The 26565-nt window shown below is 48.4% G+C and carries 23 protein-coding genes; 12 read left to right on the forward strand and 11 right to left on the reverse strand.

Going from position 1 to position 26565, the window contains the following annotated elements:
- Positions 1 to 18: 18 nt before the first annotated feature.
- From DXT99_RS18320 to DXT99_RS18345, 6 genes are all read right to left on the reverse strand, one after another.
- Positions 19 to 1119 (reverse strand): glycosyltransferase family 4 protein, encoded by a 1101-nt coding sequence (locus DXT99_RS18320; RefSeq protein ID WP_246000831.1) that lies wholly within the window; start codon positions 1117 to 1119, stop codon positions 19 to 21.
- A 4-nt stretch (positions 1120 to 1123) separates the two neighbouring features.
- Positions 1124 to 2170 carry a Gfo/Idh/MocA family protein gene (locus tag DXT99_RS18325; RefSeq protein ID WP_115567031.1) on the reverse strand — a complete coding sequence of 349 codons (1047 nt, stop codon included), beginning with the start codon at positions 2168 to 2170 and terminating at the stop codon, positions 1124 to 1126.
- A 3-nt stretch (positions 2171 to 2173) separates the two neighbouring features.
- Complete coding sequence (locus tag DXT99_RS18330; RefSeq protein WP_220273407.1) at positions 2174 to 3184, reverse strand: MDR/zinc-dependent alcohol dehydrogenase-like family protein; 1011 nt, start codon at positions 3182 to 3184, stop codon at positions 2174 to 2176.
- A 1-nt stretch (position 3185) separates the two neighbouring features.
- On the reverse strand, positions 3186 to 5240 hold the full coding sequence (locus DXT99_RS18335; RefSeq protein WP_115567032.1) for a GDP-mannose 4,6-dehydratase: 2055 nt from the start codon (positions 5238 to 5240) through the stop codon (positions 3186 to 3188).
- 52 nt (positions 5241 to 5292) lie between these two features.
- On the reverse strand, positions 5293 to 6408 hold the full coding sequence (locus DXT99_RS18340; protein ID WP_115567033.1) for an NAD-dependent epimerase/dehydratase family protein: 1116 nt from the start codon (positions 6406 to 6408) through the stop codon (positions 5293 to 5295).
- A gap of 176 nt (positions 6409 to 6584) precedes the next feature.
- Complete coding sequence (locus DXT99_RS18345) at positions 6585 to 7289, reverse strand: SDR family oxidoreductase (protein WP_181885170.1); 705 nt, start codon at positions 7287 to 7289, stop codon at positions 6585 to 6587.
- A gap of 259 nt (positions 7290 to 7548) precedes the next feature.
- Here DXT99_RS18345 and DXT99_RS18350 point away from each other — a divergent pair, with 259 nt between their 5' ends.
- Both DXT99_RS18350 and DXT99_RS18355 read left to right on the forward strand, forming a co-directional pair.
- A complete protein-coding gene (locus DXT99_RS18350; RefSeq protein WP_115567035.1) occupies positions 7549 to 8148 on the forward strand; it encodes a GNAT family N-acetyltransferase in 600 nt (199 codons plus the stop codon).
- Positions 8149 to 8236: 88 nt separating this feature from the next.
- Positions 8237 to 8830, forward strand: a complete 594-nt coding sequence (locus tag DXT99_RS18355) for a histidine phosphatase family protein (RefSeq protein WP_115567036.1) — start codon at positions 8237 to 8239, stop codon at positions 8828 to 8830.
- Between the two features lie 95 nt (positions 8831 to 8925).
- Here DXT99_RS18355 and DXT99_RS18360 read toward each other — a convergent pair whose 3' ends face one another.
- Complete coding sequence (locus DXT99_RS18360) at positions 8926 to 10365, reverse strand: RagB/SusD family nutrient uptake outer membrane protein (RefSeq protein ID WP_115567037.1); 1440 nt, start codon at positions 10363 to 10365, stop codon at positions 8926 to 8928.
- Between the two features lie 18 nt (positions 10366 to 10383).
- Entirely contained in the window at positions 10384 to 13356 is a 2973-nt protein-coding gene (locus tag DXT99_RS18365) for a SusC/RagA family TonB-linked outer membrane protein (protein ID WP_115567038.1), read from the reverse strand.
- 542 nt (positions 13357 to 13898) lie between these two features.
- Here DXT99_RS18365 and DXT99_RS18370 point away from each other — a divergent pair.
- The 7 genes from DXT99_RS18370 (at position 13899) to DXT99_RS18400 (ending at position 20075) form a co-directional block, all read left to right on the forward strand.
- A complete protein-coding gene (locus DXT99_RS18370) occupies positions 13899 to 14297 on the forward strand; it encodes a BlaI/MecI/CopY family transcriptional regulator (RefSeq protein WP_115567039.1) in 399 nt (132 codons plus the stop codon).
- Entirely contained in the window at positions 14281 to 15735 is a 1455-nt protein-coding gene (locus DXT99_RS18375) for a M56 family metallopeptidase (RefSeq protein WP_115567040.1), read from the forward strand. Before DXT99_RS18370 ends, DXT99_RS18375 begins: the two co-directional genes overlap by 17 nt.
- A gap of 111 nt (positions 15736 to 15846) precedes the next feature.
- Entirely contained in the window at positions 15847 to 16326 is a 480-nt protein-coding gene (locus tag DXT99_RS18380) for an energy transducer TonB (RefSeq protein WP_115567041.1), read from the forward strand.
- Positions 16327 to 16429: 103 nt separating this feature from the next.
- On the forward strand, positions 16430 to 16897 hold the full coding sequence (locus DXT99_RS18385; protein WP_246000833.1) for an energy transducer TonB: 468 nt from the start codon (positions 16430 to 16432) through the stop codon (positions 16895 to 16897).
- 90 nt (positions 16898 to 16987) lie between these two features.
- Complete coding sequence (locus DXT99_RS27090; protein WP_181885171.1) at positions 16988 to 18301, forward strand: TonB family protein; 1314 nt, start codon at positions 16988 to 16990, stop codon at positions 18299 to 18301.
- Positions 18302 to 18377: 76 nt separating this feature from the next.
- A complete protein-coding gene (locus DXT99_RS18395) occupies positions 18378 to 19625 on the forward strand; it encodes a TonB family protein (protein WP_115567043.1) in 1248 nt (415 codons plus the stop codon).
- A gap of 144 nt (positions 19626 to 19769) precedes the next feature.
- Positions 19770 to 20075: a GIY-YIG nuclease family protein gene (locus DXT99_RS18400; RefSeq protein ID WP_115567044.1), complete on the forward strand. Its 306-nt coding sequence runs from the start codon at positions 19770 to 19772 to the stop codon at positions 20073 to 20075.
- Positions 20076 to 20177: 102 nt separating this feature from the next.
- Here the strand turns inward: DXT99_RS18400 and surE are convergent, their stop codons facing one another.
- Positions 20178 to 20954, reverse strand: a complete 777-nt coding sequence (surE, locus tag DXT99_RS18405; RefSeq protein ID WP_115567045.1) for a 5'/3'-nucleotidase SurE — start codon at positions 20952 to 20954, stop codon at positions 20178 to 20180.
- A 113-nt stretch (positions 20955 to 21067) separates the two neighbouring features.
- Here surE and DXT99_RS18410 point away from each other — a divergent pair, with 113 nt between their 5' ends.
- The 3 genes from DXT99_RS18410 to DXT99_RS18420 all read left to right on the forward strand — a co-directional run bounded on the left by DXT99_RS18410 (position 21068) and on the right by DXT99_RS18420 (position 24105).
- A complete protein-coding gene (locus DXT99_RS18410; RefSeq protein WP_246000835.1) occupies positions 21068 to 21703 on the forward strand; it encodes a mechanosensitive ion channel protein MscS in 636 nt (211 codons plus the stop codon).
- Between the two features lie 40 nt (positions 21704 to 21743).
- Positions 21744 to 22199 carry a DoxX family protein gene (locus DXT99_RS18415; RefSeq protein WP_115567046.1) on the forward strand — a complete coding sequence of 152 codons (456 nt, stop codon included), beginning with the start codon at positions 21744 to 21746 and terminating at the stop codon, positions 22197 to 22199.
- A gap of 148 nt (positions 22200 to 22347) precedes the next feature.
- Positions 22348 to 24105 (forward strand): M14 family zinc carboxypeptidase, encoded by a 1758-nt coding sequence (locus tag DXT99_RS18420; protein WP_115567047.1) that lies wholly within the window; start codon positions 22348 to 22350, stop codon positions 24103 to 24105.
- Between the two features lie 120 nt (positions 24106 to 24225).
- Here DXT99_RS18420 and DXT99_RS18425 read toward each other — a convergent pair whose 3' ends face one another.
- Positions 24226 to 24597 carry a type II toxin-antitoxin system VapC family toxin gene (locus tag DXT99_RS18425; protein ID WP_115567048.1) on the reverse strand — a complete coding sequence of 124 codons (372 nt, stop codon included), beginning with the start codon at positions 24595 to 24597 and terminating at the stop codon, positions 24226 to 24228.
- 996 nt (positions 24598 to 25593) lie between these two features.
- Complete coding sequence (locus DXT99_RS18435; RefSeq protein ID WP_115567050.1) at positions 25594 to 26382, reverse strand: PhzF family phenazine biosynthesis protein; 789 nt, start codon at positions 26380 to 26382, stop codon at positions 25594 to 25596.
- Positions 26383 to 26565 lie beyond the last annotated feature (183 nt).

The following is a 26565-nucleotide window of genomic DNA, read 5'->3' on the forward strand; positions in this document are numbered from 1 at the left end:
TATTCAGTTATTCTAAGTTTAAATTTTTACCGATGATCTCAGGAGTTGCCGGTATATGTGGTCATAATCCTGGCCCATCGGGTCTGCGGTGTAGCCGTGCGAGCGTTTTACCGCACGGCAGCCCATGATGTTGCGGCCAAATTCGTCCTCGATCAGATTGTTAAGGGTATCCCGCAGTTCATCGGCGTTTTGAGGGTCTACATACCTGGCGGCATTGCCCCATATTTCCATCAGGCTTTCTGTTTTACCAATCACAAGGGCGCAACCAGACATGGCGGCTTCCAGTATGGTCAGTCCAAATGGCTCGTACCTGGCTGGCAGCGCATAGATAGAAGCCCGTGAAAGCCAATCAACCACTTCTTTCTCTGACAGCTGCCCCAGGAAATGCACATTATCCAGTTCTACTGAATTGCCTGTGGCAGGGTGCTTTTCGTCTCCGGCTATGTACACGGGCCACTGCAAATCGGAGGCAATGTGCGCCAGCATCGAAATGTTCTTCGCTTCGTCCCATACACGGCCCATGCTGAAAATAAAAGGTTCTTTTTTCCCAAACTGGTACGTATTCTGGGCCCGTCCATTGTAGATGACAGTGCGGGCCTGAAACGGGCCGTAAAGTGCCTCTGCCTGGTTCATCATGGCTTGTGTCGGGGCTATTACCATGTTGGTCGCCTGTAAGCCACGTGTCACCATTTCTTTGTATTTGTCCCAATCTTTCGGCGCCTCCTCGTCCTTCACGGCTCTCCACCACGACATCACACAGGAATGCACCACCACCACCACCGGTACGCCCCATTCCAAAGCACCGTGCACCATGGCATTCAGGTGCACAATGTCCGGCTGCACTTCGTCCTTCAGCTGCAACAGCCATTCGCCTGCCTTTTCTACGTCCTCCCAGGGATCGTCCATCCACTCCAGCTTGTAGTCGCTCTCATGTAAGGTCAGGTTATTGAGTTCCTCCACCTGCCTTCGCTGATCGGCACTTAGAGGTCCACCCATCGTGGCCAATGCTACCTGCGTTCCGAATGGTGCCAGTGCGCCCACCAACTCTATTGTGTAATTCCAAACTCCTCCTACCGTATCTGTAGTCATCAGGATTTTTGAAGGATGACGTGCTTCCATCTTCTTATCTGCCGTAAATTTTATCTAATACTTCTGCTACCTTCACAAATTCTTCTGCCGCTTCATCAAAGCCTTCGCCATTGGCCAGCCGCTCTGCCCAGGCCACACCTGCCCTGCCCGACCACTCATCCGGCGGGGTGCATAGGGTTTCGGTTTTGGTGCCGTAGTAGCGCTCGGCCACGAAATCGTAGAAAGAACCGTTCACGTTTTTCATGGCTACACCACCCTCTGTACCGTAAAAGGTAGCACTGATAATGGCCTCCTGCCCAGCCGGGAGGTTCCAGGAACAGCTCAGCTGCATGTGGGTGTTTCCCGCTAATTCCATACTGGCGGAGGCATAGTCCTCTACCTTACCTTCTGCCATGCCTATTGGTTTGCCTTTTGAGAATAGCTGGCTCTGCACCTGCTTCACCTTCGGGAAATTCAGCGACCACAGGGCCAGGTCCACCAGGTGCACGCCCAGGTCAATGACGCAGCCGCCACCGGAAAGCTTGGGTTCATAGAACCAGGCTTTGTCGGGGCCATAGGCATTGTGGAACACCAGCTCAACAGCATAAATGTGTCCTAACTCACCGCTCTGCACCACCTTATACACCTCCTGCATGGCAGCGGTATGGCGGTACGACAAGTCCACGCCCAGTAGTTTGTTATTTTTCCGGGCAACCTCCACTACCCGTTTTGTTTCCTCTACGTTGCGGCCCAATGGCTTCTGGCAGAAAACAGACTTGCCAGCCTCCAAAGCCAGTTCACTTTGCTCAGCATGGAAAGCACTTGGGGTGGCGATGACTACGCCTTCTACCTCCGGCTCATGCAGCATAGCCTCCAGCGAAGGCACCTGCTTTGCTTTCGGTGCGCTCTTTAGCGCCTCCTCTGCATTGTGTGGCGCTGTATCAGAGATGTAGGCCACTTCACCGGCCTGGTGTTTGGCTATCATTTCCATGCGGTTTCGGCCAATCCATCCTACACCCAAAAAGCCAAGCTTAGGCTTAGCGTGGGTAGATGAAGAAGATGCTGAAATTCCCTGTTGTTTATCCTGTATCGTGTCTTGCATGGTTTAGTACGTTATAAGGGCTTTTACAAATCCGTCGGGGCGGGTTTTCAGGTTATCGAATGCTTTGCCGATGTTAGCTAAGGTATAGGTGTGTGTGTACAGCTTATCCGGGTTCAGGGTTCCGTCTGCCACCGCTTTTACCGCTGCTCTCATTCCTTTGATGTATTCCTGCGGGTCGCGCTCATGGGCATTGATGACGTCGATGCCGCGCCAGTTCCAGAGCTGGATGTTTACCTGTCGCATACCGTCCTGGTGAAACCCGGCAATGATAAGTTTTCCGCGCTCTGCCGTCAGTTCACCCGCCAGGTTCAGCGGCCACTCTTTTCCTGTGCACTCTATCACGCGCTCACAGAATTTCTCCCCGGTCAGTTCCTTTACCTTTTCGATGATTTTATAATGGTCATCCATCTGGATGGTTTCATCGGCTCCGCACTCCCTGGCTATCTCCAGTGAGAACTCCCGCTGCGAAATCGCAATTACCCTGGCACCAGCATTCTTTGCCAGCTGCACCAAAAGTGCACCTAAGAAACCAACACCTAGTATGGTCACTGTCTGTCCTGCTGAAATGTCGCTTCGCTTAAAGATATTCATGGCGCAGCCCAGCGGCTCGCCGGGGAAGGGTTTGCCAGCCAACGCTTCCGGCAGCTTCACCACCTTGTCGGCATCCGCGATATCATACTGGGCATAGGAGTTGTAGGAAAGAGCCGCCACACGGTCTCCTGGCTTTACGTTTTCCACACCTGCTCCAAGGGCATCCACAACACCCCAGCCTTCGTGCCCCGGGTTCCCGGCGGCAACAGGATAAGTAAACCACTCGCGGCCTTCCCAAACAGGAATATTAGAGGCGCAAAGGCCACAGCCTTCTAAACGCAAACGCACCTGACCCTCCTGTGGCTCCGGCAGGCTTGCCTCCTGTACTTCTACTTGTTCTGGTGCTGTAATCACAGCAGTTTTCATGCTTGTAGCGGGGGTGCTGGCTACAGCTTTGTCTTCTGTTGTCAGTGTTTCTTGCATTTTAAGCTACTGCTACTTTTTTGGCGGGTTCTTCTTTTGTTTTATTAGATGATAAAGTGAGTGGCACTTCTATTCCCCTGTTCTCGCAGAGCCACTGGTACAGCTTGGCTACCCCTTCCTGCACATTGTGCTTGGAGTACCAGCCGGTGGCTTCCTGAAACTTGCGTGTATCCGACACATAATAATGCTGGTCGCCTGGCCGCCAGTCGCCAAACTTAAGCTGTACCTCTTTGCCCCGGTACCTGCCGATGGTTTTCAGCAACTCCAGCAGGCTTACTGTATTCTCTGTGCCGCCTCCTATATTAAAGGCTTGCCCGGAGATACGATCGATGTGCTTGTTGGCCAGCAGGAAGGCGTCCACCAGGTCCTCTACAAAAAGGATATCACGCACCTGCTTTCCATCGCCGTATATGTTTATCGGCTGGCCTTCGATGGCCCGGATGGCAAAATGCGCTACCCAGCCCTGGTCTTCGTTACCATACTGATGTGGCCCGTAGATGCAGCTCATCCGGAACACCGCCATCGGCAGGTTATAGGTGCGGGCATAGTCTACCACATACTGGTCAGCGGCGCCTTTCGAGCAGCCGTAGGGACTGTGAAAGTCCAGCGGGCGCTTTTCGCTGATGCCGTTTTCTTTTATTTCTTTATCTGAAGGATAGTAGCGGGACCCGTTGGAGATAAACTCCACGTCTTCGAGGCCGCCATATACTTTGTTCGTGGAGGTAAACACCAGCGGTGGCGGATTATCCTGCTCCCGTATGGCCTCCAGTACATTCATGACACCGCGCGCATTAATCTCAAAGTCATTCATGGGCATGTCCAGCGAAGTAGTCACGGCCACCTGGGCGGCGAAGTGGTACACCGCCTCGGCGCGCTGCATGACATAGCGCACCGTCTGCAGGTTACGGATGTCTCCGACGTATATCTCCAGGTTTTCCGGGTAATTCTCGTGCAGCCACTGCAGGTTCTGCTCCACCCCATCGCGGGAAAGGCTGTCGAAAACCATCACGCGTTTTCCTTCAGAAAGCAGCCGCTTGGCCAGGTTGGTACCCACAAAGCCGGCGCCACCTGTTATGAGGGTATAAGGCGCGGTGTCTTCATGCAGTGTGCGCGTGATGTGGGATAGGTTCCCCAGTTGCTCCAGACCATGTTTGGCCCACAAACGGAACAGCAGTTTAGAGCTTCCGTCGGAGCGCTTGAGGCCAAAATGATACTCCCTGTCATCTAAATGAAAGCCTCCCACAGTGGGGTGTTTGGCATGCAGGTCGTATGCGCCGTACCAGTATACCCTTGTTGCGTCAGCCTTTAGCACCTCATTAAACTCCTGCACCTGCTTCAGTTCATCGTGCTGCCAGGTGGAAAAGCCAGCCTCCGTTATCCAGAGTTCGGCTTTGCTGTTGTTCTGGTCCATCACCTCACGCACTGCTCTGATATTTTCATCCCATCCGTCCCACATCTGGTCGAACACAAACGGGAAACCATGTATACCCACCGCATCGATATGCTCCATCACACCGCGCTCGAACATCATTTGCAGCCAGTTCGGATCTATAGGACTCATGCCGCCCAGCAGAGTCTTTTTTCCCAGTTGCCTGCACCAGTAGGCAGCGGCGCCCACCATCTCTGCGAACTTGTTCCAGCCGTAGTCCAGCGTAAAGTCATATTCGATCTGGTTGTTGGGCTCATTCCAAAGTTCCACCCACTCAAAATGCTCCCCCATGTCCGTAATAAACACATCCAGGAAATCAGCATAGGCCTTCTTGTCTCTTGGCGGGGAAGAGGTGCGTGGTTTCTCGCCCAGGGATGGCGGTGTATAAAGGAAGCATGGCAGCACGTTTACTTCTTTCGCGAGAGTAGGTATAAGCCAGTCGTACCACCCTTTGCCATCCGGTGTATAGTAATCAGCCCACGACACGCCTGTTCTGAGCTCTGTTACGCCCAGTTCCTTCAAGTCGGCGAGCACCTGCTTTACGCGCTCATGCTCTCCTACCCGGAACCATTCCACAATTCCGACTTTGGGGAGTGACTTTTCGTTTTTAGCGTTCTTTATTTTCATAGTGATGAGAATACTTTTTAATAAATCAGAAAATGGGGTCTACAGTTTTAGCTTAGACAGTTAATCCACGTGCTGCCAGTTCGGCACTTGCCTCATTCACCCTGTCATACGCAATCTGCCCTTCGAGCCAGTTGGCCAGCTCTTCCAGCCCATTGTTGAACTCTACCTGCGGATAAAAGCCAAGCACCGCGTTTGCCAGGGAGATGTCGGCATAGCAGTGGCGGATATCGCCTACCCTGTATTTGCCCGTTACCTCCGGCTTCAGGTGCGTCTTGTCCATAACCGTTGCCAGCCGCTCCGCTATCTCCTGAATAGTATAGTTGTTTCCGCTGCCCACGTTAAAGACTTTACCCGTGGCTTCTTCCTTCTCCATGGCCAAACGGCACGCCAGCGCCACATCGCGCACATGCACAAAGTCACGCTGTTGATATCCGTCTTCGAAAATCATGGGAGAATTGTTATTTAAAAGCCGGGAGGCGAAGATGGCAAGCACCCCGGTGTAGGGGTTAGAGAGTGCCTGGCGGGTACCATATACGTTAAAGAAACGCATGGCCACGGTTGGGATGTTGTAGGCCCTGCCCACCATCAGGCAAAGGCGCTCCTGGTCATATTTAGAAAGGGCGTATACCGAAGATAGTGAGGGGATTTTAGATTCCGGTGTAGGAATCGGCTGCAAAGGCTGGCCTTTGTCATACAACTCCCAATCGGCGGCTTTCAACTGCTCGAGCGGGCGCTCCTGCGCGGTTACCAGTTCTCCGTTCGGGCTTTTACAAAGGCCTTCGCCGTAAATGCTCATACTGCTGGCTACCACCAGCTTCTTCACAGGGTGCTTAATGAGCGCCTCCAGGAGCACGGCTGTGCCCATGTTATTTACATCGGTGTACTCTCTTATCTCATACATACTCTGGCCAACACCAACCATCGCGGCAAAGTGGAATACATAATCCACCCCTTCCAGCGCTTTGTCCACGTCCTCGCGGTTGCGCACATCACCTATCACCAACTCCACGTCCTCGTGCAGGTATTCGGGCCTTTTGCAGTCTTTGCCGTGCACCTGCTCGCTTAGGTTATCCAGCGCTCTTACCTCATACCCCTGGCCCAGCAACTCATCTGCCAGGTGTGATCCAATAAAACCAGCACCTCCTGTTATCAATACTTTGCTTTTCATAGTCTGTTGTTCTTTCATGGTATTTAATGAGACCAGGGCATCAGGACTGAAGACACCAGATCTAGTCGTTAGACATTTTGCTTATATAACCGCTGTATACTTATTTTTTACTTTCCGATGCCCAACACAAACAGCGTTAAAACATCATATATTTTTTAGCGCATTACCCCTCAAAATCAAAAGGGCTGAGCCGTTGGCCTTATTGTTATCTTATTTATTGAGACACCCGGAGGTTTGCTAAGGGCAAAAAGCACCGCATCTGCCACTTCATCTGCAGCAATAGACCCGTATCCGATATCTTCTGCCGTATGAAACCCGGAAACAGTATTTTCGAAGAAGGCGGTATCGGTCACTCCTGGCGCCACTACTGTTACCCTTACGGTCGGCAGCACCTCCTGTCGCAACGTTTCAGCCACCACCTCCAAAGCAGACTTGGTTGCGGCATATACACCACCATAAGGATAAGCCTGTCCCGCCGAAACCGACGACACCAGCACCACATCGCCATGCCCCGCCTCCAGCATACCCGGCACGAAGGCCCGGATCAGCCGAAGGGCTCCCATCAGGTTGGTATCTATGATTTGCCGCCATTTCTCCGGGTCACCTTCCGTCAGCTTCTCATGGATGCCGCGCCCTGCGCTGCAAATCAGGATATCGGGTGTGCCTAGCTTTTCCTGCACGCCGGCAAAGAGTGCATCCACAGCGTGTGCCGCTGTTACGTCGCAGGTAAAAGGGTAAACGTTTGATGACAGGTCAGCAGGCGGTTGCAGGTCAGCGACGGCAGTTACGATGTTAGCTAAAGACAGCCTTTCCACTATAGCCCGGCCTATGCCTGAACCACCTCCGCTTACTACTGCTTTTTTGCCTTTTAACTGCTGCACTCTGTTTATATGATTCTGCTCCCTATATAGAAATAATTGTATCCTTCGTTAGCTAGCTAAAACGTAGTTGAGGCAACTAGGGTTGTAGATGCTGCTTAAGGCATATATAAAAACACTCGTATTTTTTGCTAACTATCCAATTTTTAAGGTTTTGCTGCCTCCATAAAAATGTATCCTTTGGGCCTGTTTCTATAGCCGGATTCTTAAAAGTGGCGCACTTATACTACCTTGCTGTCTCCAACAATTATATATTACCACGATGAACTTTGAACAGGTACCCCTTCTGGAGGATGCACGCGTGCTGCTCCGCCCTTTTCAGCCCTCAGACAAAGCCGATCTGCGCATGATTGCCTTAGACGAAGAAATCTGGCGCTATATGATTACGCGCATCAGCAATGGGACGGAGCTGGAAGCCTGGATACACACTGCCACCAGTGGCTACCAACTGGGTACGCGCTATACCTTTATGATAGAAGACAAAGCCACCGGTAAGCTGGCAGGCAGCACCAGCTATGGCAGTATATCGGTGCCGGACAAGCGCCTGGAGATTGGCTGGACCTGGCTAAGCAGGGAATTCAGAGGTAGCGGCCTGAACAGGCACTGTAAGTTCCTGCTCCTACAGTATGCTTTTGAGGTATTACAGATGGAGCGGGTAGAGCTAAAAGGAGATGCGCTAAATATGCGTTCCCGTAAAGCCATGCTTAAAATAGGGGCTACCGAAGAAGGCATCCTGCGCAGCCACACCCTGATGCACGACGGCCGCCGCCGCGACACCATCTACTATAGCATTCTGCGGCCCGAGTGGGAGCAAATCAAAAGCACTATCTTCAAAGACCTGGCGGCACCCCTGCAGGCATAAGTAAGCAACACAAAGTCCATTGCTGTAAGCCTATACGTTACTATTGCGTATACCTATATAGTATAATGAACCGCAAACAGCCAGGCCTTTGGAAACGCAAACACATAGACCTCATTTACCCAAACGGATATTCCTGATACGGCATGCGCGGCCGGAGGTGTCTGCAAAAGGCTTCTTCAGCGCAGCAGCAGCCAGCCAGTATATTTCCGACTACGATGCCGCCCAGGTAGAGGAATTCGTGCTGCAGCATGAGTCAATTCCTTATAAAGAAATCAAGTCTGTATACTGCAGCACTCTCATCCGCTCCCAACTTACAGCCAAAGCTATTTTCGGAGAGCAGGTGCTTCTGAAGGTGAACCACGAGTTTCGGGAGTTTGAACGGAAAATATTCTCCCTGCCATTCCTGCGCCTGCCCATAAAGCTGTGGTTGGTTTCTGCCCGCATCCTCTGGTTCATGGGATTCAACAGCAAAGGCATTGAGACGTTTAAAGCAGCAAAGTGGCGGGCCCGGGATTGTGCGGAGATACTGGCCGAAGATGCCCATGAGAATGCCACCACCGTATTGGTAGCACACGGCCTGCTGAACAATTTTATCAGGAGGGAGTTGAAACGAATGGGATGGCACCAGACCGTGAAAGGCGGAAGCGGTTTCGTTAGCCTGAATGTGATGGAGAAGGATTAGGATTAACATAAATAAAAACGCCCTTTAGCAATTGCTAAAGGGCGTTTTTATTTATGTTAATCCTGTACCGGCAAGCCGGGTTTAGGCTGGGCTACTTAGTAACCTGATGTTTGCTGCGTGCTGATATTCTCGTTGGCGTCAATTTCAGCCTGCGGAATAGGCCAGGCCCACTCGCGTGCATCCGGCGCTAACGTACAGTTTGTAGCAGTTGTGCCACAGTCTTCACGCACAAGGTTACGGGTAGTTCTCTTTACATCAAACCATCTGTGGCCTTCACCAAACAACTCCTTACGTCTTTCCAGTGCAATTTCATCAACCAATGCCTGCCCTGCTAAATCAACTGGCACATAGCCTTCGATTCTGGCGCTGCGCAATGTATTTAGGTCTTCCAAAGCACCTGATTCGTCACCTGATAAAGCTCTGGCCTCGGCACGAATCAGGTACATTTCACCTGTTCTGAACACTTTCCAGTTTACCAGGTTGTCCTGCGCCGTACCACGGCTCACAAACTTATTCACAATCACTCTTTCAGTTTCGCCAAGAGCTCTTGTGCTGAAATAAGAAGGGAACCTGATATCGGTCTCTTCATTATACTCGTCCACTAACTCCTCAGACGGCCTGAAACGGTTACGGTTAGAAGGGGCATTGAACAAACCTCCCGAAGGTGTGCCTTCACCGGCGTTAAAGGCAACGGCCCAGATTACTTCATCATCGGTTGCGTCTGTCCAGATATCAGCAAACTCGTTTCTGGTCGCCAGAGGCAGCTCTTCAATAACCTGGGTAGCATAGTTCTCAGCAGCTGCATAATCCTTGGCATACAGGTTTACACGGGCCAGAATAGCTCTGGTTACTGTCTGGTCGATGTATGCTCTGTTGGTAGCGTTGATTTCTCTGTCAACAGTCCCTAAAAGCGTTTCTGCCTCCTGAAGATCACGGAAGATGTTATCGTATGTTTCGCTTACGTTTAACCGGCTTGGCTTACTCTCCGGATCCACTACTGTTACATAAGGCACACCCAGTTCGGTGGAGTTTCTCTCGAAACTCTCACCCCAATATCTCAGCAGGTCGAAATGCACCATACCTCTGATAGCCAGCGCCTGTCCTTTGAGCCTGTTTACTCTTTCAGGATCAGTTTCAGAAAACTGCTCGATATCGCGCAGCACCAGGTTAGCCTGGTTGATAACGGAGTAGGCAGAAATCCAGGCTACAGCGATATCCGTTTCGTCGGCTGTATATACCCAGTTTGTCTGGTTCGCCCAGTTTGCAAGGTCTTCACTTGTCTGCACGAGGTTATCAGACATCATGTCCGGCAAAGTAGACCATGTGCCTGTTGTTTGGGCACCGCTGGCAAAATAACCTACCTGGCGAAACCGAGCGTATGCTCCTGTTAATGCGAATTCATAATCATCCAGGTTTGTAAAAAGCTGGTTCGCATCTCTTTGGAATTCAGGTTCTACCTCAATTACTTCTTCACAGGCAGATAACCCTAAAGAACAGCATAACCCGAAACCTATAAATAGTTGTTTGATTCTCATTTTTAAACTTTTATATAATTAGAAACCAACATTTAAGCCAAAAGTAACGGTACGAAGCGCAGGATACTGTGCTCCTGTCAGTGATCCCCCTGTCACTTCAGGGTCAAAGCCCTGGAAGTCTGTCCATGTTACTAAGTTCTGGCCTTGAGCAAATACTCTAACGCTGTTTATGAATCCTATTGAATTTACCAGTGAGGCCGGCAATGAATAAGACACATTGATATTACGCAGTCTCAGGAAATCACCATCCTCAACAAAGCGTGTTGTTGACGCTCTGAAAGGGGCACCCGGACGCGGTATGTTGGTGATATCACCAGGCTCCTGCCACTCATCCAACATAGAAAGCGCCAGGTTGTCCCACAAATACTGCGGGTTCTCCACGTTCGCACGGTCATTGTTATAGATTTTGTTACCTCTAACAAAGCTGAAGAAAGAACTTACTTCAAAGCCTCTGAAGTTAAGAGAAGTGCCAAAGCCGCCGAAGAATGGTGCCTCTGTTGTACCAACAATCACACGGTCGTTAGGGTTATAGGTCTCCGTTATATCGCCATCTGCTGTTAAGTACTGTGGATTTCCGTTGTCTGGGTTTACACCGGCATAACGCACCACATAAAGAGAGTTCATTGGCTCACCCACACGGTTGGTATAAAGGCCGCTTATAATCTCTTCCTCGTCACCGACTAATTGTGTCACCTCATTTTGGTTGTACGTTAAGCTAACATTGGCGCTCCAGGTAAAATCCTCGGTTGCAACGATGTCACCGTTCAGCGCAAGTTCCACACCTCTGTTTCGCAGTTCACCAATGTTCGAGATCAACTCCGGATAACCCGTCGTTCTGGAAAGCTGTCGGTCCAGGAACAAATCACTGGTATTAGAATTGTAAAATTCTACCGTAGCTCCTAACCGGCCATTCAGGGTAGTGAATTCAAGGCCCGTGTTAAAGGTGGTTTTTCTTTCCCACTGTAACAGCGGATTTGCTAACTGCGCCTGTCCTAAGCCACTTACACCACCATAAACGCTACGGCTGTAAAGCTCACGAGAGGCAAAATCCAAAGCGTTACCGGCTGCATCTAACAACACCTGGTTACCCGCTGAACCGTAAGAAGCTTTGAACTTAATGTCGTTGAATACATCTGTTATGCCCTGCATGAAAGGCTCGTCAGAAACAATCCAGGAAAAGCCTATAGAACCGAAGTTCGCGAAGCGTCTGTCGGCACCAAAGCGGGAAGAACCATCACGGCGGGCACCTAAGGTTAGGAAATACCTGTCGCGGAAGCCGTAGTTGATGTTTGTGAAGTATGATAATAAAGCATTCTCAGTACCAGCACCACCAACAGCAGGTATAAAACCATTCGATGCATTACCAGGCGTGATACCAGCTTCGTTCTGGAAAGCACCACCCAATCCGTAACCTGTAAAGCTCAGGCCTCTGTAAACTCTGTTTACAATTTCGTTGTACAGGGCAACTGTAAGCGTGTGCTCTCCTCCAAACTCGGTATCATAGGTAGCAGATGTTGTTCCGGTATAACGGAAAGACCTGTTATAGCCACGGCCAAAGGAACCTGAACCACCTGTAGAGAACTGGCCGCTATAAGTATCCGGGTCAACATAAGAGGATGTTTCGTTCGACGTGAAGTCACCGCCCCAGGTAGTCCTGAAAGATAAACCTTCCAGGAAAGGAGCCTGATAACCTACGTACACGTTACCAACACCCTTTATTTGCTGCCTTAAGTTGTTGTTCTCCAAAAGTTCCTGTAGGGCATTCGGCTGGCCGGACACCATCTGCGTATAGTTCCCCTCTTCATCATAAGGCGTTTCATAAGGATTAGTCCAACGTATGGCGTTCAACGGAGTCGCTATACCAGAGTTAGCCTCACTCGTGTTGGTGAACTCAGAATAACCAAAAGTAGAATTCAGTCCGAAGTTGAAGTTACCAGCGGCAGATTCTATGTTGGCTCTACCCGTATAGCGCTCTAAGCCAGTGTTTGGCACTGTACCCGTCTGGTCGAAAACAGAGGCAGACAGGTAGTAAGTCGTTTTCTCGCTACCACCGGAAGCACTTAGTGTATGGTTCTGTGTAGTTCCTGTTTCAAAGAATACATCTTCCCAGTTGGTGTCTACTTCTCTTAGTCTTGCTAAATCTGCATCATCCCAGCCATAAGGATTGCCTCTTTGCAGCTCATACTGAAGTTTCTGCTCTGTGTTCATGAGTTCCAGCCTGTTTTCAGGAGCTCTTGAGAAACCATACTGTACATCGTAGTTGATGCGCGTTCTACCGGCAAGTCCCTTTCTGGTAGTAATTACCACAACGCCATTCGCACCTCTTGAACCATAGATAGAAGTGGCAGAAGCGTCTTTTAATACTGTCAGGCTTTCAAAGTCGGTTGGGTTGAGCGTAGCAAAATCGGATGCTGTTATTTCCACACCATCCATGATGTACAATGGTTCGCTGCTACCCAGAATAGAACCTCTACCGCGAATAACCACGTTTGCCGCTGCACCTGGCTGGCCAGAGTTTGCCTGCACCAATATACCCGGTGCTCTACCCTGCAGGGCCTGGTCGAAAGAGGCGATAGGCACCTGTCTGATCTCTTCTGCCTTTACAGTAGAAATAGAGCCTGCCACCTCGCGGTTTGTCTGCGTAGTGTAACCCGTTACTACAACCTCTGACAGTTGTCTTGTGTCCGGGCTCATGCTCACGTCAATAGTGGTTCTGTCCCCCACAGGAACCTCCTGCGTTGTCATACCAATCTGTCTGAACACCAGCGTTGCATTCGCTGGATCCATGTTGGCTGGAATAGTGACAGAGTATTCTCCGTTGATTCCAGTGCTTGTTCCGGTGGTAGTATTTTTAACGATAACAGTAACACCCGGCAGACCCTGTCCTGTCTCCTGCTCCGTTACCGTACCTGTTACTGTTCCACCTTGTGCCATCACCTGTTGTATAAGGCATAGCATGAAAGCAAAATTCAATAATAAAATTTTTCTCATGTCAGGTTTTAGTTAAAAGAATAAAATAAAAATCCAGAATATGGAGCTGAACAGCTAAGTACTTCTTTACTATCCTAAGTATATCTTGAGGGCTACTAAGTATATATAAGGATCGCACTACACTTCTATCTCCATTCCAACTCGAAAGATAAGCTTTTGGGATACTATTTAAAAACAAAGTCAAAGCGTATCTGGCCGCAAAGGTAATAACTAAAACTTTATTTTTACACAATTTTACAATAAGAAGTCCTGAAAATTATGATTAACGCAATCCAACATCTCCTTTCACTGTAAAAAGAATAATGCAAGCAGAAGATAGTTTACATGCAGGAAATAAAGAATCTGCTGAATTTTTCTTTGGAAAACTCAGCAGATTCTTGGCTCGAATATCTTTCTCGCTGCAATACACACCCTGATAGGTCCAAATAAAAGGTACCATTTTTCTGGAGGCAGGAATTTTTTATCAAATAAAACTAAACATTTAGTTTTAAAACTAAGTAATTAGTTATATATTAGTATTACAGAACATGAATAACAAGTAGATGAAAGAACTGACCAAGGCCGAAGAAGAGATCATGCAGGTACTCTGGAAGTTGCAGCAAGCATTTGTCCGAGACATTCTGGAGGAGCTACCGGAGCCAAAGCCTGCCTATAACACGGTGTCTACTATCGTGCGGATACTGGAGAGCAAAGGGTTTGTCGGGCACGAGGCCTTTGGCAAATCGCACCAGTACTACCCGCTGGTGGCACAGGATAAATACAAGAGCTACTTCCTGAAGAACTTTATGAGTGGCTACTTCGGGGGCTCCTTTGAGAAACTGGTATCGTTCTTCGCCAAAGACAATAATCTAAACATAAAGGAGTTGGACCAGCTGCTGCAGCAGGTAAAACATGATATAGACAAGGATAAGGAGGATCCGCAAGATGGAAGTAATGCTTAGCTTTATACTTAAGTCCGGCATAGCGCTGCTGGTGCTGTACCTGTTCTACTACGTGCTGCTGCGCAACGAAACCAACTTCCGGTTTAACAGGCTCTACCTGCTGCTGGCACCGGTTGTGGCGCTTTCGCTGCCGTTTATAAAGTGGCCTGCCCTGCTCTCTCCGGATAATGCCGTGGCACAGACCCTTCAGGCGATACAGTTATCAGAAGTGACGGTGGTAGGTTACGGACAGCCAGCAACGGGCGCTGCATTGCCACAGTTTATGACAACATCCAACCTTATCTGGATCGTGTACCTGCTGGTGGCGCTGTTTCTTGTTTTCAGGCTATGCAGGCAGCTTTGGCATATCCGCAGCCTCACCTCCAGGGCGATAAGTATGGAGCAGCAAACAGACACTATTCAGATCTTACAGCTAGAGCAGCATTTTTCTTCCTTTGCTTTCCTGAACAAGGTATTTCTGAGCAACCAGGAGCAGCTCAACGCCCGGGAAAAGCAACAGATACTGGCACACGAGCTTGCCCACGTGCAACTGGGCCACACTTACGATATCCTGTTTTATGAGCTTCTGACTATTCTCTTGTGGTTTAACCCGGTTATCTGGTTTCTGAAAGCCGAACTCCGCAACCTGCACGAATACCAGGCCGATGCCCGCGTACTGGATCAGCACCAGCCGCAGGAATACAGTGCCCTCTTATCAAAAGAAGTGCTCTTTAACATGGGCCTCCCTATTGGCAGCCATTTCCAGAAACCGCAGGTACTGCAGCGTCTGCATATGCTGAAGCAGCACGGCAAGCAGGCAGGCTGGTTAAAGCCCCTACTTACACTCCCCCTGCTTGTGCTGCTATTGTTCTCCCTTACCTCCCAGCAGGTAACCGCCGATATTGCTTCGCAGCTCACTCCTCCTCCACAGCAGGCAGAGGCGAGCAGGTCTTTAACAGCACCGCCAGATGAAATGGTGGCAGAGCAGGAACAGGAGCCTGCGGTAGCGGACACGAACAAAGAAACACCAGCACCCGGGCAGCCAGGCGAAATGCCCAATGCAAAAGAAGACGGAACTCCTGACATACCTGCTCAGACAAACAAACCTGACCAAAACATACACAACCTCCTGGAGGTACATCCTTACACCTATGTTGAGGAGATGCCTCAATTTAAGGGAGGAGAAACTGAAATGCTGAAGTACCTGGGCATGAACGTCCGCTATCCGAGAGAAGCACAGGAGGCAAAGGTAGAGGGTATTGTTGTGGCTAGTTTTGTTGTTGATGAGACTGGCGCACTAAGCGATATTCAGATTATCAAATCGCTGGGCCTGGGCACCGATGAGGAAGTCATTCGCGTGGTAGAGTCCATGAACGGGAAGTGGCTACCAGGCAAGCAGAATGGTGTAGCAGTACCTGTCCGCTATACCCTTCCTGTAAGGTACACTTTAAAAGAATAAATACAAAAGTTTAAACTTATTGTAGCACCCTGTTTACACCAGCAAAAAAGTTGGTGCCAGGTTCTTATTGCCTGCTTCTACCTGATTTTTCACACTACCTATTCAGAAACTATGAAAAAGCACAACTTATTCCACTTACTATATAAGATACCGCTACTGGCGCTGCTATTAATTCTTGTGGCCTGCGCTACAGATGAAGAACCTGTTGCCGTCCACCAACCTGAAACTGAAACGCTCCCCCCTAAACAGGAATATACTGGGATAGAATATACTACCGTCTACAAGTCTGTAGATCAAATGCCCGCTTTTGAGGAAGGTGAAGAGAAAATGTTTGAATTCTTACACGAGCACGTCCACTATCCTCAGGAAGCAAAAAAGGCAGGTGTAGAAGGGATGGTCGTGGTGCAGTTTATTGTTGAAAAAGACGGTTCCATTACTGATCTGGAACTGGTGAAAAGCCTCCATCCTGAGATAGACAAAGAAGCCCTCCGGGTAACCAGCATGATGAACAAAAAGTGGGATCCGGGCATACAGAACAACAAACCCGTACGCGTGCAACACACGCTTCCAATGCGCTTCACCATCAAGTAAAACATAGCCCTTTACAGCATCTTTTGTAGCCGCCCCAAAGCCCGGCCTGGAAAGCTGTTGCCTTATAATTCATTTTAAACCTAAACTATATATAACAATGATCATGAAAAATCACACACTAACAAAAACAGCCCTGCACGTCTTCTTTTCTGCATGTCTGTTTGCCACAGCCTCCTGCTCAACTGATGAAGACCCAACTGCAGTAGCAGTTCAGCAGCAGGAAAAGGCAACTGTAAAGCGAACGGATGCCTCAAAACCTTATACTTATGTGGAGCAAATGCCGGAGTTTAAAGGAGGAAACGAGGCCTTGTTGTCCTTCCTGGGCACCAACATAAAGTACCCGGAGGCGGCACAGGAAGCAAAGGTGGAAGGACTGACGGTTGTAAAATTCACAGTAGAGGAAAATGGCTCTGTAACAAATATACAAACCGTAAAAAGCCTTAGCCCTGAAACAGACCAGGAGGCAGTAAGAGTAGTAAAAATGACGAGCGGCAACTGGGCTCCGGGTAAGCAGGACGGAGAAACGGTACGGGTTGATTATACCCTGCCCATTCGGTTTGCATTGAAATAATATTTATTCTGAATACCCCTATCAGTTCCATCTAGGGCTGGTAGGGATTTTCACGATTGCCTTTTCCAAACTATAAAAACTACTTAAGCCATGTCACACTGCAACATATTAACTAAACTGGCAGCCGCCGCGCTGCTAAGCACATTATTGTTTACAGCCCCTGCTGCCCTTGCTCAAACCGCTGAAAAGCCTTATACCTATGTAGAAAAAATGCCTGTTTTTAAGGGAGGTGAATCCGAGATGATAAAGTTCTTGGGCAGCAACATCCAATATCCAAAAGAAGCCCGGGAGGTCGGCTTAGAGGGTATTGTGGTTATCTCCTTTGTCGTAGGCACAGATGGCAGCATCTCGGATATACAAACTTTGAAGGAGTTAGGTAAAGGCACTGAAGAGGAAGCGAAGCGGGTCGCGAAGCTGATGGACGGTAAATGGACGCCAGGCAGCCAGGCTGGCAAGTTAGTGCCTGTACGCTACACGCTGCCCATACGGTTTGCCTTAAGCGAGGCAGACCGGGCCGCTATGAAGGATATTGCCAATCAGATGCCGCAGTTTAAAGGTGGCCACGAAGCTATGCTCCAGACCATGGGCAAGCACCTCCAGTTACCGGTAGAGGCCAGGCAGGAAAACCTGCAAGCACAGGTGATGGTCCGTTTCACAGTGGAGCCAGACGGAACAGTATCCGATATAAAACTGAAGCAGACCAAACTGAAGAAAACAATTGGCCCCGGCTCCGACCTCGACTATATGGATGCTAATACATTCGGATTTCAGAACAAAGCCGTACTGGCCCAACTCAGTGAGGCAGCCGTAGCTGCCGTAAAAGCCACCTCCGGGCACTGGAACCCTGCCTTGCGCAGTGGACAAGCCAAAGCCGCCGAAATAACGCTCCCCGTGCGTTTTATAGACGCTAACGCACCCGCCAGTGCCACGGCTCCTGCAATGTTGCCTATTGACCAAAAAATTCTACCTGACCCAAACAAAGTTTACAGCGAAAAGAACCTAGACACAAAACCAAGCTACAAGGAAGGTAAAAAAGAACTGATAAAGCTATTGGCTAAAAATATACGCTACCCTGACACACAGGCAGAAGGAGATGTGAAAATAAATTTTATTGTGAGTCCAAAAGGCGGAATAGGATTCTATGTGAACCTTGACGAGAAAAACGAACTGCTTGCAAAAGAAGTAACAAGGGTGTTGCAAATCACGACCGGCAAGTGGAATCCCGGCCGGGTAGACGGCAAACCTGTATCATCAGTGGCCACGCTCAATGTCCGCTTTGTGATTGACGACGGACAGGAAAAGCCAGCAGCTAAAACAATCAATAAATTAGATGCAATGGTTACAAAAGAGGGTGTAGTAGCGCCTGCAGCAGCACCTGATGTGGTGGTGACAAAGTACAGGTAGCAGCAATCTTGGATGCTAACTATATTTCAGTAAATTCAGTATAAAATATATTATATCCAACTTCTACCTTCAGCTAATGAAAAACAAACTATCCCTCTCCTGCTTAGCAGTTCTCACGCTGTTAGGCTCGGCCGTACTTTTTTTACCGGAGGCGCATGCTCAATCTACTGCTTCTGCAGAGACGATATATTCTTACGTAGAAGAACCGCCTGCCTTTGAGGGTGGCGACGCTGAATTGATGAATTTTGTCGCCAGCAATATCCAGTACCCGCAGGACGCCAGAGCGGCAGGGCTGACAGGAATAGTGGTTTTAACATTTGTAGTAGAAAAAAACGGCACTATATCCAACATCGAAACCATAAAAAGCCTTTCTAAAAGCACTGATGCAGAAGCAGTTCGTGTGATAGGTTTAACAGAAGGGAAATGGAGCATTGGCAGGCAGCATGGCAAAGCTTTGCGGGTAAAGCAAACATTCCCGGTTAAATTCAGCCTGGACAAAGACGGTAATCCAACAGTGCTTCACAGGATGCCTCAGTTCAAGGGAGGCCAGAAAGCCATGGTGCAAGCTATTTACAGCAACCTGAAAGTACCGGCTGCCGCTCAACAGGAAAATATAACCGCCCGTGTGCAGGTGAAGTTTAATGTAAAAGAAGACGGCACCGTATCGAACATTGCCATTGCAAACACAAAACTGAAGCATATAGTAGGTGCCGGTGCAGACATGGATTATATGGATGCTTCCACTTTCAAGCTACAGAATAAAGCTGTACTCGCTGAATTGAGCACAGCCGCCGCCGAAGCTATACAGGGAACAAGTGGCAAGTGGGAACCGGGCACCCGATACGGCAAACCAATAGCTGCAGAGGTGACTCTTCCTGTGCTATTCTCCGGCTCCCAAGAGCCTAAGTTGGAAAATCAGTTAGAGGCCATGCTCCTGTCCTATCAGCCGGACGCCTATGACAAGAAATTTTCTTATAAAGACAATGAAGTAGATGCTCGCGCGGCACTCAAAGACGGAACTGTAGAGCAATTTCTGGCAAAGCACCTTCGCTACCCCGACACCTCTTTTGAGGGCATTGTTAAAGTAGCATTCTTAGTAGCGGATGACGGCAGATTATTTGGCCCTATGACAAATGTCTCAAAAGATGAGAAAGCTATTGCAGATGAGTTCTCAAGAGTATTCGAACTTACAGAAGGCAACTGGATACCTGCCAAAAAGAATACTCAGCCTATCTCAGCCATGCAGGAGATCACGGTGGAGTTTATGAGCAAAAAGGGGGAAAAGAACCCTACACGCAACGCTAATGTAGTAGTGACGAGGTAAAGGATTTTTTCTCCACATAGCTATTGTCATCTCGAACGTAGTGAGAGATCTATCGGGAATTCTGAAAAGATCTCTCACTGCGTTCGAGATGACATTTTCTGGTAAAATAACCGGAGTAGCATTAACGCCCGTACCACAGTAAACATGCAATCCCATAACTACTTCGTTTATATCACAACCAACCCACGTAAAACCACTTTATATGTAGGTGTCACAAACGACCTGCCTCGCCGCCTTCAGGAGCACTTTATGAACTGTGGTAATCCGTCTACCTTTGCGGGTAAGTACTACTGTTACAATTTGATTTACTTTGAGCGCCACACCAGAATAGAGCACGCCATTGAGCGAGAGAAAGAAATCAAAAAGTGGAGCAGAAAAAAGAAGGAAGTCCTGATTAAGACAACGAACCGATTTTGGGAATTCCTAAACCTGCAAATACAGGATGAATAAGCTCAAGCTTCTTATTCTTAGAGCAAAACAGCCCCGGCCAAAGTATAGCCGGGGCTGTTTCTGTTTCAGACCAACTTGTTCATAATCAAAGGCAATGTTCTCTTACAACTGCCAGCCTTCGTTCATCATGCCAATGGCGTGATGGGCTGTCATGTCGAACTGGCAAGGCACAATAGAGATGTAATTGTTTACCAGCGCCCACTCGTCAGTATCTTCGCCTTTGTCGAAATTTACGAAGCTGCCCGTCATCCAATAGTATTTGCGGTTGCGCGGGTCCAGGCGCTCGTCAAACTCCTCCTGCCACTTGGCATGCGCCTGCCGACAGATTTTGATGCCCTTAATTCTTTCCTCGCTCTTCTTGGGCAGGTTCACGTTCAGGGCGGTGTTGTCCGGAATTTTATGCTCTAATGCCTGCAGGATAATCTTCTCCACAAACTCTTCGGTATGAGAAAAATCCGCTTCATGCCCATAGTCACAAAGCGAAAAACCAATGGAGGGCATACCCTCTATAGCAGCTTCTATAGCTGCCGACATGGTACCAGAATACAGCACACTGATGCTGGAGTTGGAGCCATGGTTTATGCCGCTCACCACCAGGTCAGCTTTTCTATTCTTCAATACATGGTGCTTCGCCAGTTTCACACAATCTGCCGGGGTGCCGGAGCACTCATAGGCCTCCACATCCAGGTCCTCGAAGGCAATAGACCTATCAAGTCGAAGTGTATTGCCGATGGTGATGGCATGCCCCATACCCGACTGCGGACTATCCGGTGCTACAATCACCACATCGCCCACCTTCATGGCAACTTTTACAAGTGTACGTATGCCCGGTGCGGTAATGCCGTCGTCGTTTGAGACCAATATCAGTGGTTTTGCCATTCTATTATTAAATTTATGTATGATAATATTAAAGAATTCTCTTTTCGTGCTAATATACTATAACCTCCTGCTGCGCTACAAGGTTTAAATAATAAAGAAAAGACACAAGCACGATGATGATAAGAAATATGATATATGCCATCCTGTTGGGAGCGGGCATGGCTGCCTGCCTTTCGCAGCAGGAGAACGACGAAGAAACACAAGCCGAAACAATGCAACAGGAAGAGAACCTGAGCCCAACCGGCAGTACAACAGAGCCCGCACCGATTCCGGAGCCAGCCAGTTTTGTAATAGAAAAAGGCCGGGCAGGCGATGTCGCTATTGGCATGCCCATTGATGAACTGCGCAGCAATGTACCCATGGGCTTTGCCATTAGAGATACCACCCTTATGCTGGAGGAGCAGCAGAGCACAGCCTATGTGCTCACTCCCCAGGACCAGGACAAGGGACTGTTAGTAGAGCAGCAATGTGAAGCAGAGTGCCGTGTATGGCGCATCAACGTCCTCAGCACTGATTTTAAAACACCCCAGGGACTTGGGATTGGGTCAAAGTATGGCGAGGTGAAAGAGGCCTACCCTATCGGAACAGTGGCGCTGGCAGAAGACAACTTTGTTGCTGTATCTGAGGAGGCAGGAATGAGCTTTGTGCTCGACGACACCCAACTGCCGCAGGATGCACAAGACAGAGGCAGGTATAACCCGGGAAATATTCCTGCCAACACACTGGTAAAACGCATCATATTATATTAGTATGTTGCTATACTAAGTAGTAATACGTATTATTGTGTTTATGGCATTTATCCGCTCCGACTTCCGATATAAAGACTTTGGTTTGCTGCTGTTGCGCATCGGCATCGGCACGATGTTTATTTTGCACGGCTGGCCTAAACTGGCTGGCGGCCCTGAACGCTGGGAAGCCATCGGGCATAACATGGAGCTTATCGGCATTACTTTTGCCCCGGCATTCTGGGGTTTTATGGCGGGTTTCGCTGAGGCTGCAGGAGGTTTACTGCTGATACTGGGCCTGTTCTGGCGTGTTACCTGCCTCCTGTTATTGTTTACGATGATCATTGCCACCGCCCGCCACGTAGCAGCTGGCGACGGTTTTAACGGTTATTCGCATGCATTGGAGGCGGCTATTCTGTTCTTCTCGCTCTTCTTCATCGGCCCCGGCAGGTACAGCCTCGACAACAAGTTCTTCCCCACAGATAAATACCGCAGTCGGTTTAGCAGAATTGTGGTGTAAGCCTGCGATTCAAGAAATACTTCCGAAGCCTTAGCCCCAAGCTGAGGCTTTTTTTGTTGAAATCCTCCACTATGAGCATGGCACAACACATTTCCTCTCAAAAATGCCTAATTTTACCTACTCATACACAGTACGCTAACCTGACAACATGTTAACCACTTTACTTTTAGCTGCCCTCCTATCTACAGGAGGCCCCGGCCAAAATAAACCCGACCTGAAAACACCTTACGAGCAGGGCAACGGAAACCAAACCGCCACCTATGAGGAAGCCATCGACTGGTATCAGAAACTGGATGCCGCTTATGACGAAGTGAAAATGATGCCCTACGAGACAACAGACGTAGGTCGCCCGCTGCACCTGGTGGTGGTGTCGACAGACAAAGACTTTGACCCGGCTTCTATACACCAGAAGAACAAACGCATCCTGCTCATCCAGAACGGCATTCACCCGGGAGAGCCCGAAGGCATTGATGCGACCATGCTGCTGGTGCGCGATTACCTGCAGGACAAAAAGCTGCGCAGGCAACTCGACAATGTGGTGCTGGCCATTATACCGGTGTACAACATCGGCGGCGCGCTTAACCGCAACAGCCACACCCGCACCAACCAGAACGGACCGGAAAGCTACGGCTTCCGGGGCAATGCCCTTAACCTGGACCTGAACCGCGACTTCATTAAAATGGACTCCGACAACGCCAGAACCTTTCATGAGATTTTCAGGGAATGGGACCCGGATGTGTTCATGGATAACCATACTTCCAACGGCGCCGATTACCAGCACGTGATGACGCTTATTGCCACGCAGCACAACAAGCTGCACCCGACGCTGGCAAAGTACCTCTCCGGCAAAATGGTACCGACACTGTATGCGGGTATGAAGCAGGACAAGTTTCCGATGGTGCCCTACATGAACCACGCCGGCGACACACCAGACGAAGGCATCATTGGCTTTATGGAGTCTCCGCGTTATGCCACCGGGTATACAACCCTCTACAACACCATTGGCTTTGTGCCCGAAACACACATGCTCAAGCCATTCGACCAGCGCGTAAAGGCTACTTACAAGCTGATGGAAAACATGATTGAGACGGTGCACCGCGATGCAAAGGAGATTGGCACACTACGCGCCCAGGCAAAGCAGGAGACGCTGCAGCAACAGAAATTCCCGCTGGACTGGAAACTGGACACCACCAAAGTAAGCCAGATTCCTTTCCTGGGCTACGAAGCCAAATACAAGCCAAGCGAAGTAAGCGGCATCGACCGCCTGTACTACGACCGCAAGGCGCCGTACAGCAAAATGATTAACTACTACGATGAGTTTGTACCTACTGTAACGGTGGAGAAACCGGTCGCCTATATCATTCCGCAGGCCTGGGGCGAAGTGATTGAGCGACTGAAAAAAGACGAGGTACAGCTGCAGCAACTGAAAAAAGACACCACCCTCACCCTCGACACCTACTACATCACGGATTACAAAACAGGTCAGCGCCCTTACGAAGGGCATTACCTGCATTCTGATGTGCAGGTGGAGACAAGGAACATGCCGCGCCAGTTCTTTAAGGGCGACTATGTGGTATACCTGAACCAGCCGGCCAACCGCTTTGTGGTAGAGGTGCTGGAACCGCAGGCCACAGACTCCTACTTTAACTGGAACTTCTTCGACTCCATTCTCATGCAGAAAGAGTATTTCTCGTCTTATGTATTTGAGGACTTGGCGGCGGAATATCTAAAGAAAGACCCGGCCTTACGCCAGCGCCTCGAAGAACGAAAGAAGCAGGACCCGGGCTTCGCTAAGAACGCACGGGCCCAGTTAGACTTTGTGTACCGCAACACCCCGCATTACGAATACACGCACAATATGTACCCGGTCGGGAGACTGATGCAGGATGTGAAATTACCCTTGTAGCTTAACAGGAAAAGCCACCGCAGAGGTGGCTTTTCCTGTTAAGCTACTTCCAAAGTCACAAGTACTTCTTGCCAATCAACAAGAAAGTACTGTATGTGTAAAATATTAAGCGTAGTGCTTTTATTTTTTATACAATAGCAGTGTCAACTCATCTATTTGTGACAACTGTTTGTCGGCAGTGACAAAAGGAAAGTCTAAGTATAATGCAGAAGCAACAACTATGGCATCTGGCAATTTAATCTTGTAGTTTTTTCTCAATGAGACTACAAGCCGCTTTATTTCCGCATTAATGTCAATTACAGTTGCTTCTCTTATAAGCTCCTGAATGACTTTTGAGTCGTTTTCAGATAAGTTGCTATATCCTAATAGTTCTAATTCGGTGACAAATGAAATGGTGATATGCTTTCCGTCGAGAAGTTCTGCTACTGTTTCGTCACCAGAAATGAGGTATAGCAGAATATTAGTGTCTACGAAAAGACTATTCCCACTCATTTCTTAAATTCTTCTGAATCGTGAGAGGCTCTTTCTCTAACTTAACTTTCCCACAATATTTGAAAGCATTCATCCCTTTCCGAACGCTTATGCTTTCAAGTGCTTTTTGTATGCTGACTTTGTCTGTACCTTTTTTTATAACAGTTACCATGGTAAATGTGTAAATCGTAAACAGTAAATAAATATAATAGTTTTTACTGGCATATCTTATTTTGTTTGCCTTACGCCTAACGGACTTGTATATGCTCTGTGTAAGACCTTCGGCCGAAACATGAAGTATATACGTGGTTAGGGTGCGTAATTTTTACTTATTTTATATCTCCATCCATTATTTACATACCCCTTGCTTTCGTTGTTAATTTTACTGGATTCTTTATGGGGTTTTGAAAAATCAATATTCAGAAACTTGTCATGTTTACTTACTGCTACATCATACAATTCTGCTGCAAACCTATTAAGTAATTTATCCTCTGTAACTAATGGCAACTCCTTCGTTGAAGATTTTGAAAGGATTAAAATGTCATTCCATGTATTTCTGAAATTCTCTTTAGAATTGTGCTTGCTTAAAAAACTGTTTAGCAATTTGTACCCACTTCAATATCTTGTTCATTTATTGGTTCACAACTTATATTAGAATCAAATAAAAAACGGATATTTTTCTTCAGTTCTTTTTGAGTGTTTTTTGTTTAGATAATTTTTTGACTTATCAAATATTTCTTGAATGCATAAGATATTATTTGAGTATCCAGCAGAAACATTATTGGTTTATTTTATGCACCCTAACTATAATATGAACGGAGTTATTCCGCTTATTTGCACTATTTATGAGAGGGGGTCTCTATTCTTCTATTATTTTATACTACTTTCTTAGGTTATAACCCATATCCAAAGTTAATCTTTCCCTTTTAGTTAAAAACATGGCTTATAGCTCCTAATTAAGCTGATAATTTGTACTCATCCTATATAGAAACTATCTTCTTAAGATAAACAACTCTACTATACTTCTATTTCACCGGACAAATAAGCAACCGCCCTGCCGGTTATTTTCACCCTGTCTCCCAGGAACTCACACCTCAAATCACCCTGCCTTGCCGACACCTGCTTGGCGCTTAATACCTTCTTACTCAGCTTTTGGCTCCAGAACGGGGTAAGCGTTGTATGGGCAGAACCTGTTACCGGGTCTTCGTCGATACCCACCTGGGGGCAGAAAAATCGTGACACAAAATCCACTTCATCGCCGGGGGCAGTCACGATGACGCCGCGCGCTTCTACGGATGCCAATGTTCTGAAGTCGGGCGCTAAACCCTCTATATCCTTTTGAGTCTGGAAGAGCAGCAGGTAATCAGTCCTGCCTTTGTAGACTTCTGCCGGTGTAACTCCTAAAGCACTTACCAGCGCCTGCGGTGCCTCTACCCGCTGGTACACATCTGCAGGAAAATCCAGTGTCAGCTCCTCTCCCGCTTTGTCCACTGTCAATAGTCCGCTTTTTCTTGATTGGAAGTTGATGGTGTTAGAGGGATGGTTGTAAAAGTGAAACAACACATGCGCCGCTGCCAAGGTAGCATGCCCGCAAAGATCTACCTCCACCGTAGGAGTGAACCATCTTATCTCGTAATCTCTTCCGTTCTGCACCACAAAAGCTGTTTCTGCCAGGTTATTTTCTGCCGCAATCTGCTGCATTGTCTTGTCCTCCAGCCATTCGTTCAGTACACACACGGCAGCAGGATTGCCATGAAACACTTTGTCTGTAAAGGCATCTATCTGGTATAGTTTTATTTTTTTCATCTGTTGATATCTGTTCGTTTCATTGTTAATGTTAGGTAGGGTTTACTCTTTTGCTCCACTTTGAAGGTTGGGCCGTTTCATTTTACATTTTTTGTCATCCTGTAAAGGATCTTGTGGGCCAGTAGCGAGAGCTTAACCTCCCGGGGGTAGGAGCCCTCTATTTCAACCAAGTTTCTTAACAGA

Origin of the sequence: Pontibacter diazotrophicus (assembly GCF_003367245.1) — a bacterium.
GTDB classification, from domain to species: Bacteria; Bacteroidota; Bacteroidia; order Cytophagales; family Hymenobacteraceae; genus Pontibacter; species Pontibacter diazotrophicus.

Coding starts and splice junctions, on each gene's coding strand:
- DXT99_RS18320 (WP_246000831.1), bottom strand. CDS start 1,119: ATGGAAGCACGTCATCCTTCAAAAATCCTGATGACTACAGATACGGTA.
- DXT99_RS18325 (WP_115567031.1), bottom strand. CDS start 2,170: ATGCAAGACACGATACAGGATAAACAACAGGGAATTTCAGCATCTTCT.
- DXT99_RS18330 (WP_220273407.1), bottom strand. CDS start 3,184: ATGCAAGAAACACTGACAACAGAAGACAAAGCTGTAGCCAGCACCCCC.
- DXT99_RS18335 (WP_115567032.1), bottom strand. CDS start 5,240: ATGAAAATAAAGAACGCTAAAAACGAAAAGTCACTCCCCAAAGTCGGA.
- DXT99_RS18340 (WP_115567033.1), bottom strand. CDS start 6,408: ATGAAAAGCAAAGTATTGATAACAGGAGGTGCTGGTTTTATTGGATCA.
- DXT99_RS18350 (WP_115567035.1), top strand. CDS start 7,549: ATGAACTTTGAACAGGTACCCCTTCTGGAGGATGCACGCGTGCTGCTC.
- DXT99_RS18360 (WP_115567037.1), bottom strand. CDS start 10,365: ATGAGAATCAAACAACTATTTATAGGTTTCGGGTTATGCTGTTCTTTA.
- DXT99_RS18365 (WP_115567038.1), bottom strand. CDS start 13,356: ATGAGAAAAATTTTATTATTGAATTTTGCTTTCATGCTATGCCTTATA.
- DXT99_RS18370 (WP_115567039.1), top strand. CDS start 13,899: ATGAAAGAACTGACCAAGGCCGAAGAAGAGATCATGCAGGTACTCTGG.
- DXT99_RS18375 (WP_115567040.1), top strand. CDS start 14,281: ATGGAAGTAATGCTTAGCTTTATACTTAAGTCCGGCATAGCGCTGCTG.
- DXT99_RS18380 (WP_115567041.1), top strand. CDS start 15,847: ATGAAAAAGCACAACTTATTCCACTTACTATATAAGATACCGCTACTG.
- DXT99_RS18385 (WP_246000833.1), top strand. CDS start 16,430: ATGAAAAATCACACACTAACAAAAACAGCCCTGCACGTCTTCTTTTCT.
- DXT99_RS27090 (WP_181885171.1), top strand. CDS start 16,988: ATGTCACACTGCAACATATTAACTAAACTGGCAGCCGCCGCGCTGCTA.
- DXT99_RS18395 (WP_115567043.1), top strand. CDS start 18,378: ATGAAAAACAAACTATCCCTCTCCTGCTTAGCAGTTCTCACGCTGTTA.
- DXT99_RS18400 (WP_115567044.1), top strand. CDS start 19,770: ATGCAATCCCATAACTACTTCGTTTATATCACAACCAACCCACGTAAA.
- surE (WP_115567045.1), bottom strand. CDS start 20,954: ATGGCAAAACCACTGATATTGGTCTCAAACGACGACGGCATTACCGCA.
- DXT99_RS18410 (WP_246000835.1), top strand. CDS start 21,068: ATGATGATAAGAAATATGATATATGCCATCCTGTTGGGAGCGGGCATG.
- DXT99_RS18415 (WP_115567046.1), top strand. CDS start 21,744: ATGGCATTTATCCGCTCCGACTTCCGATATAAAGACTTTGGTTTGCTG.
- DXT99_RS18420 (WP_115567047.1), top strand. CDS start 22,348: ATGTTAACCACTTTACTTTTAGCTGCCCTCCTATCTACAGGAGGCCCC.
- DXT99_RS18425 (WP_115567048.1), bottom strand. CDS start 24,597: ATGAGTGGGAATAGTCTTTTCGTAGACACTAATATTCTGCTATACCTC.
- DXT99_RS18435 (WP_115567050.1), bottom strand. CDS start 26,382: ATGAAAAAAATAAAACTATACCAGATAGATGCCTTTACAGACAAAGTG.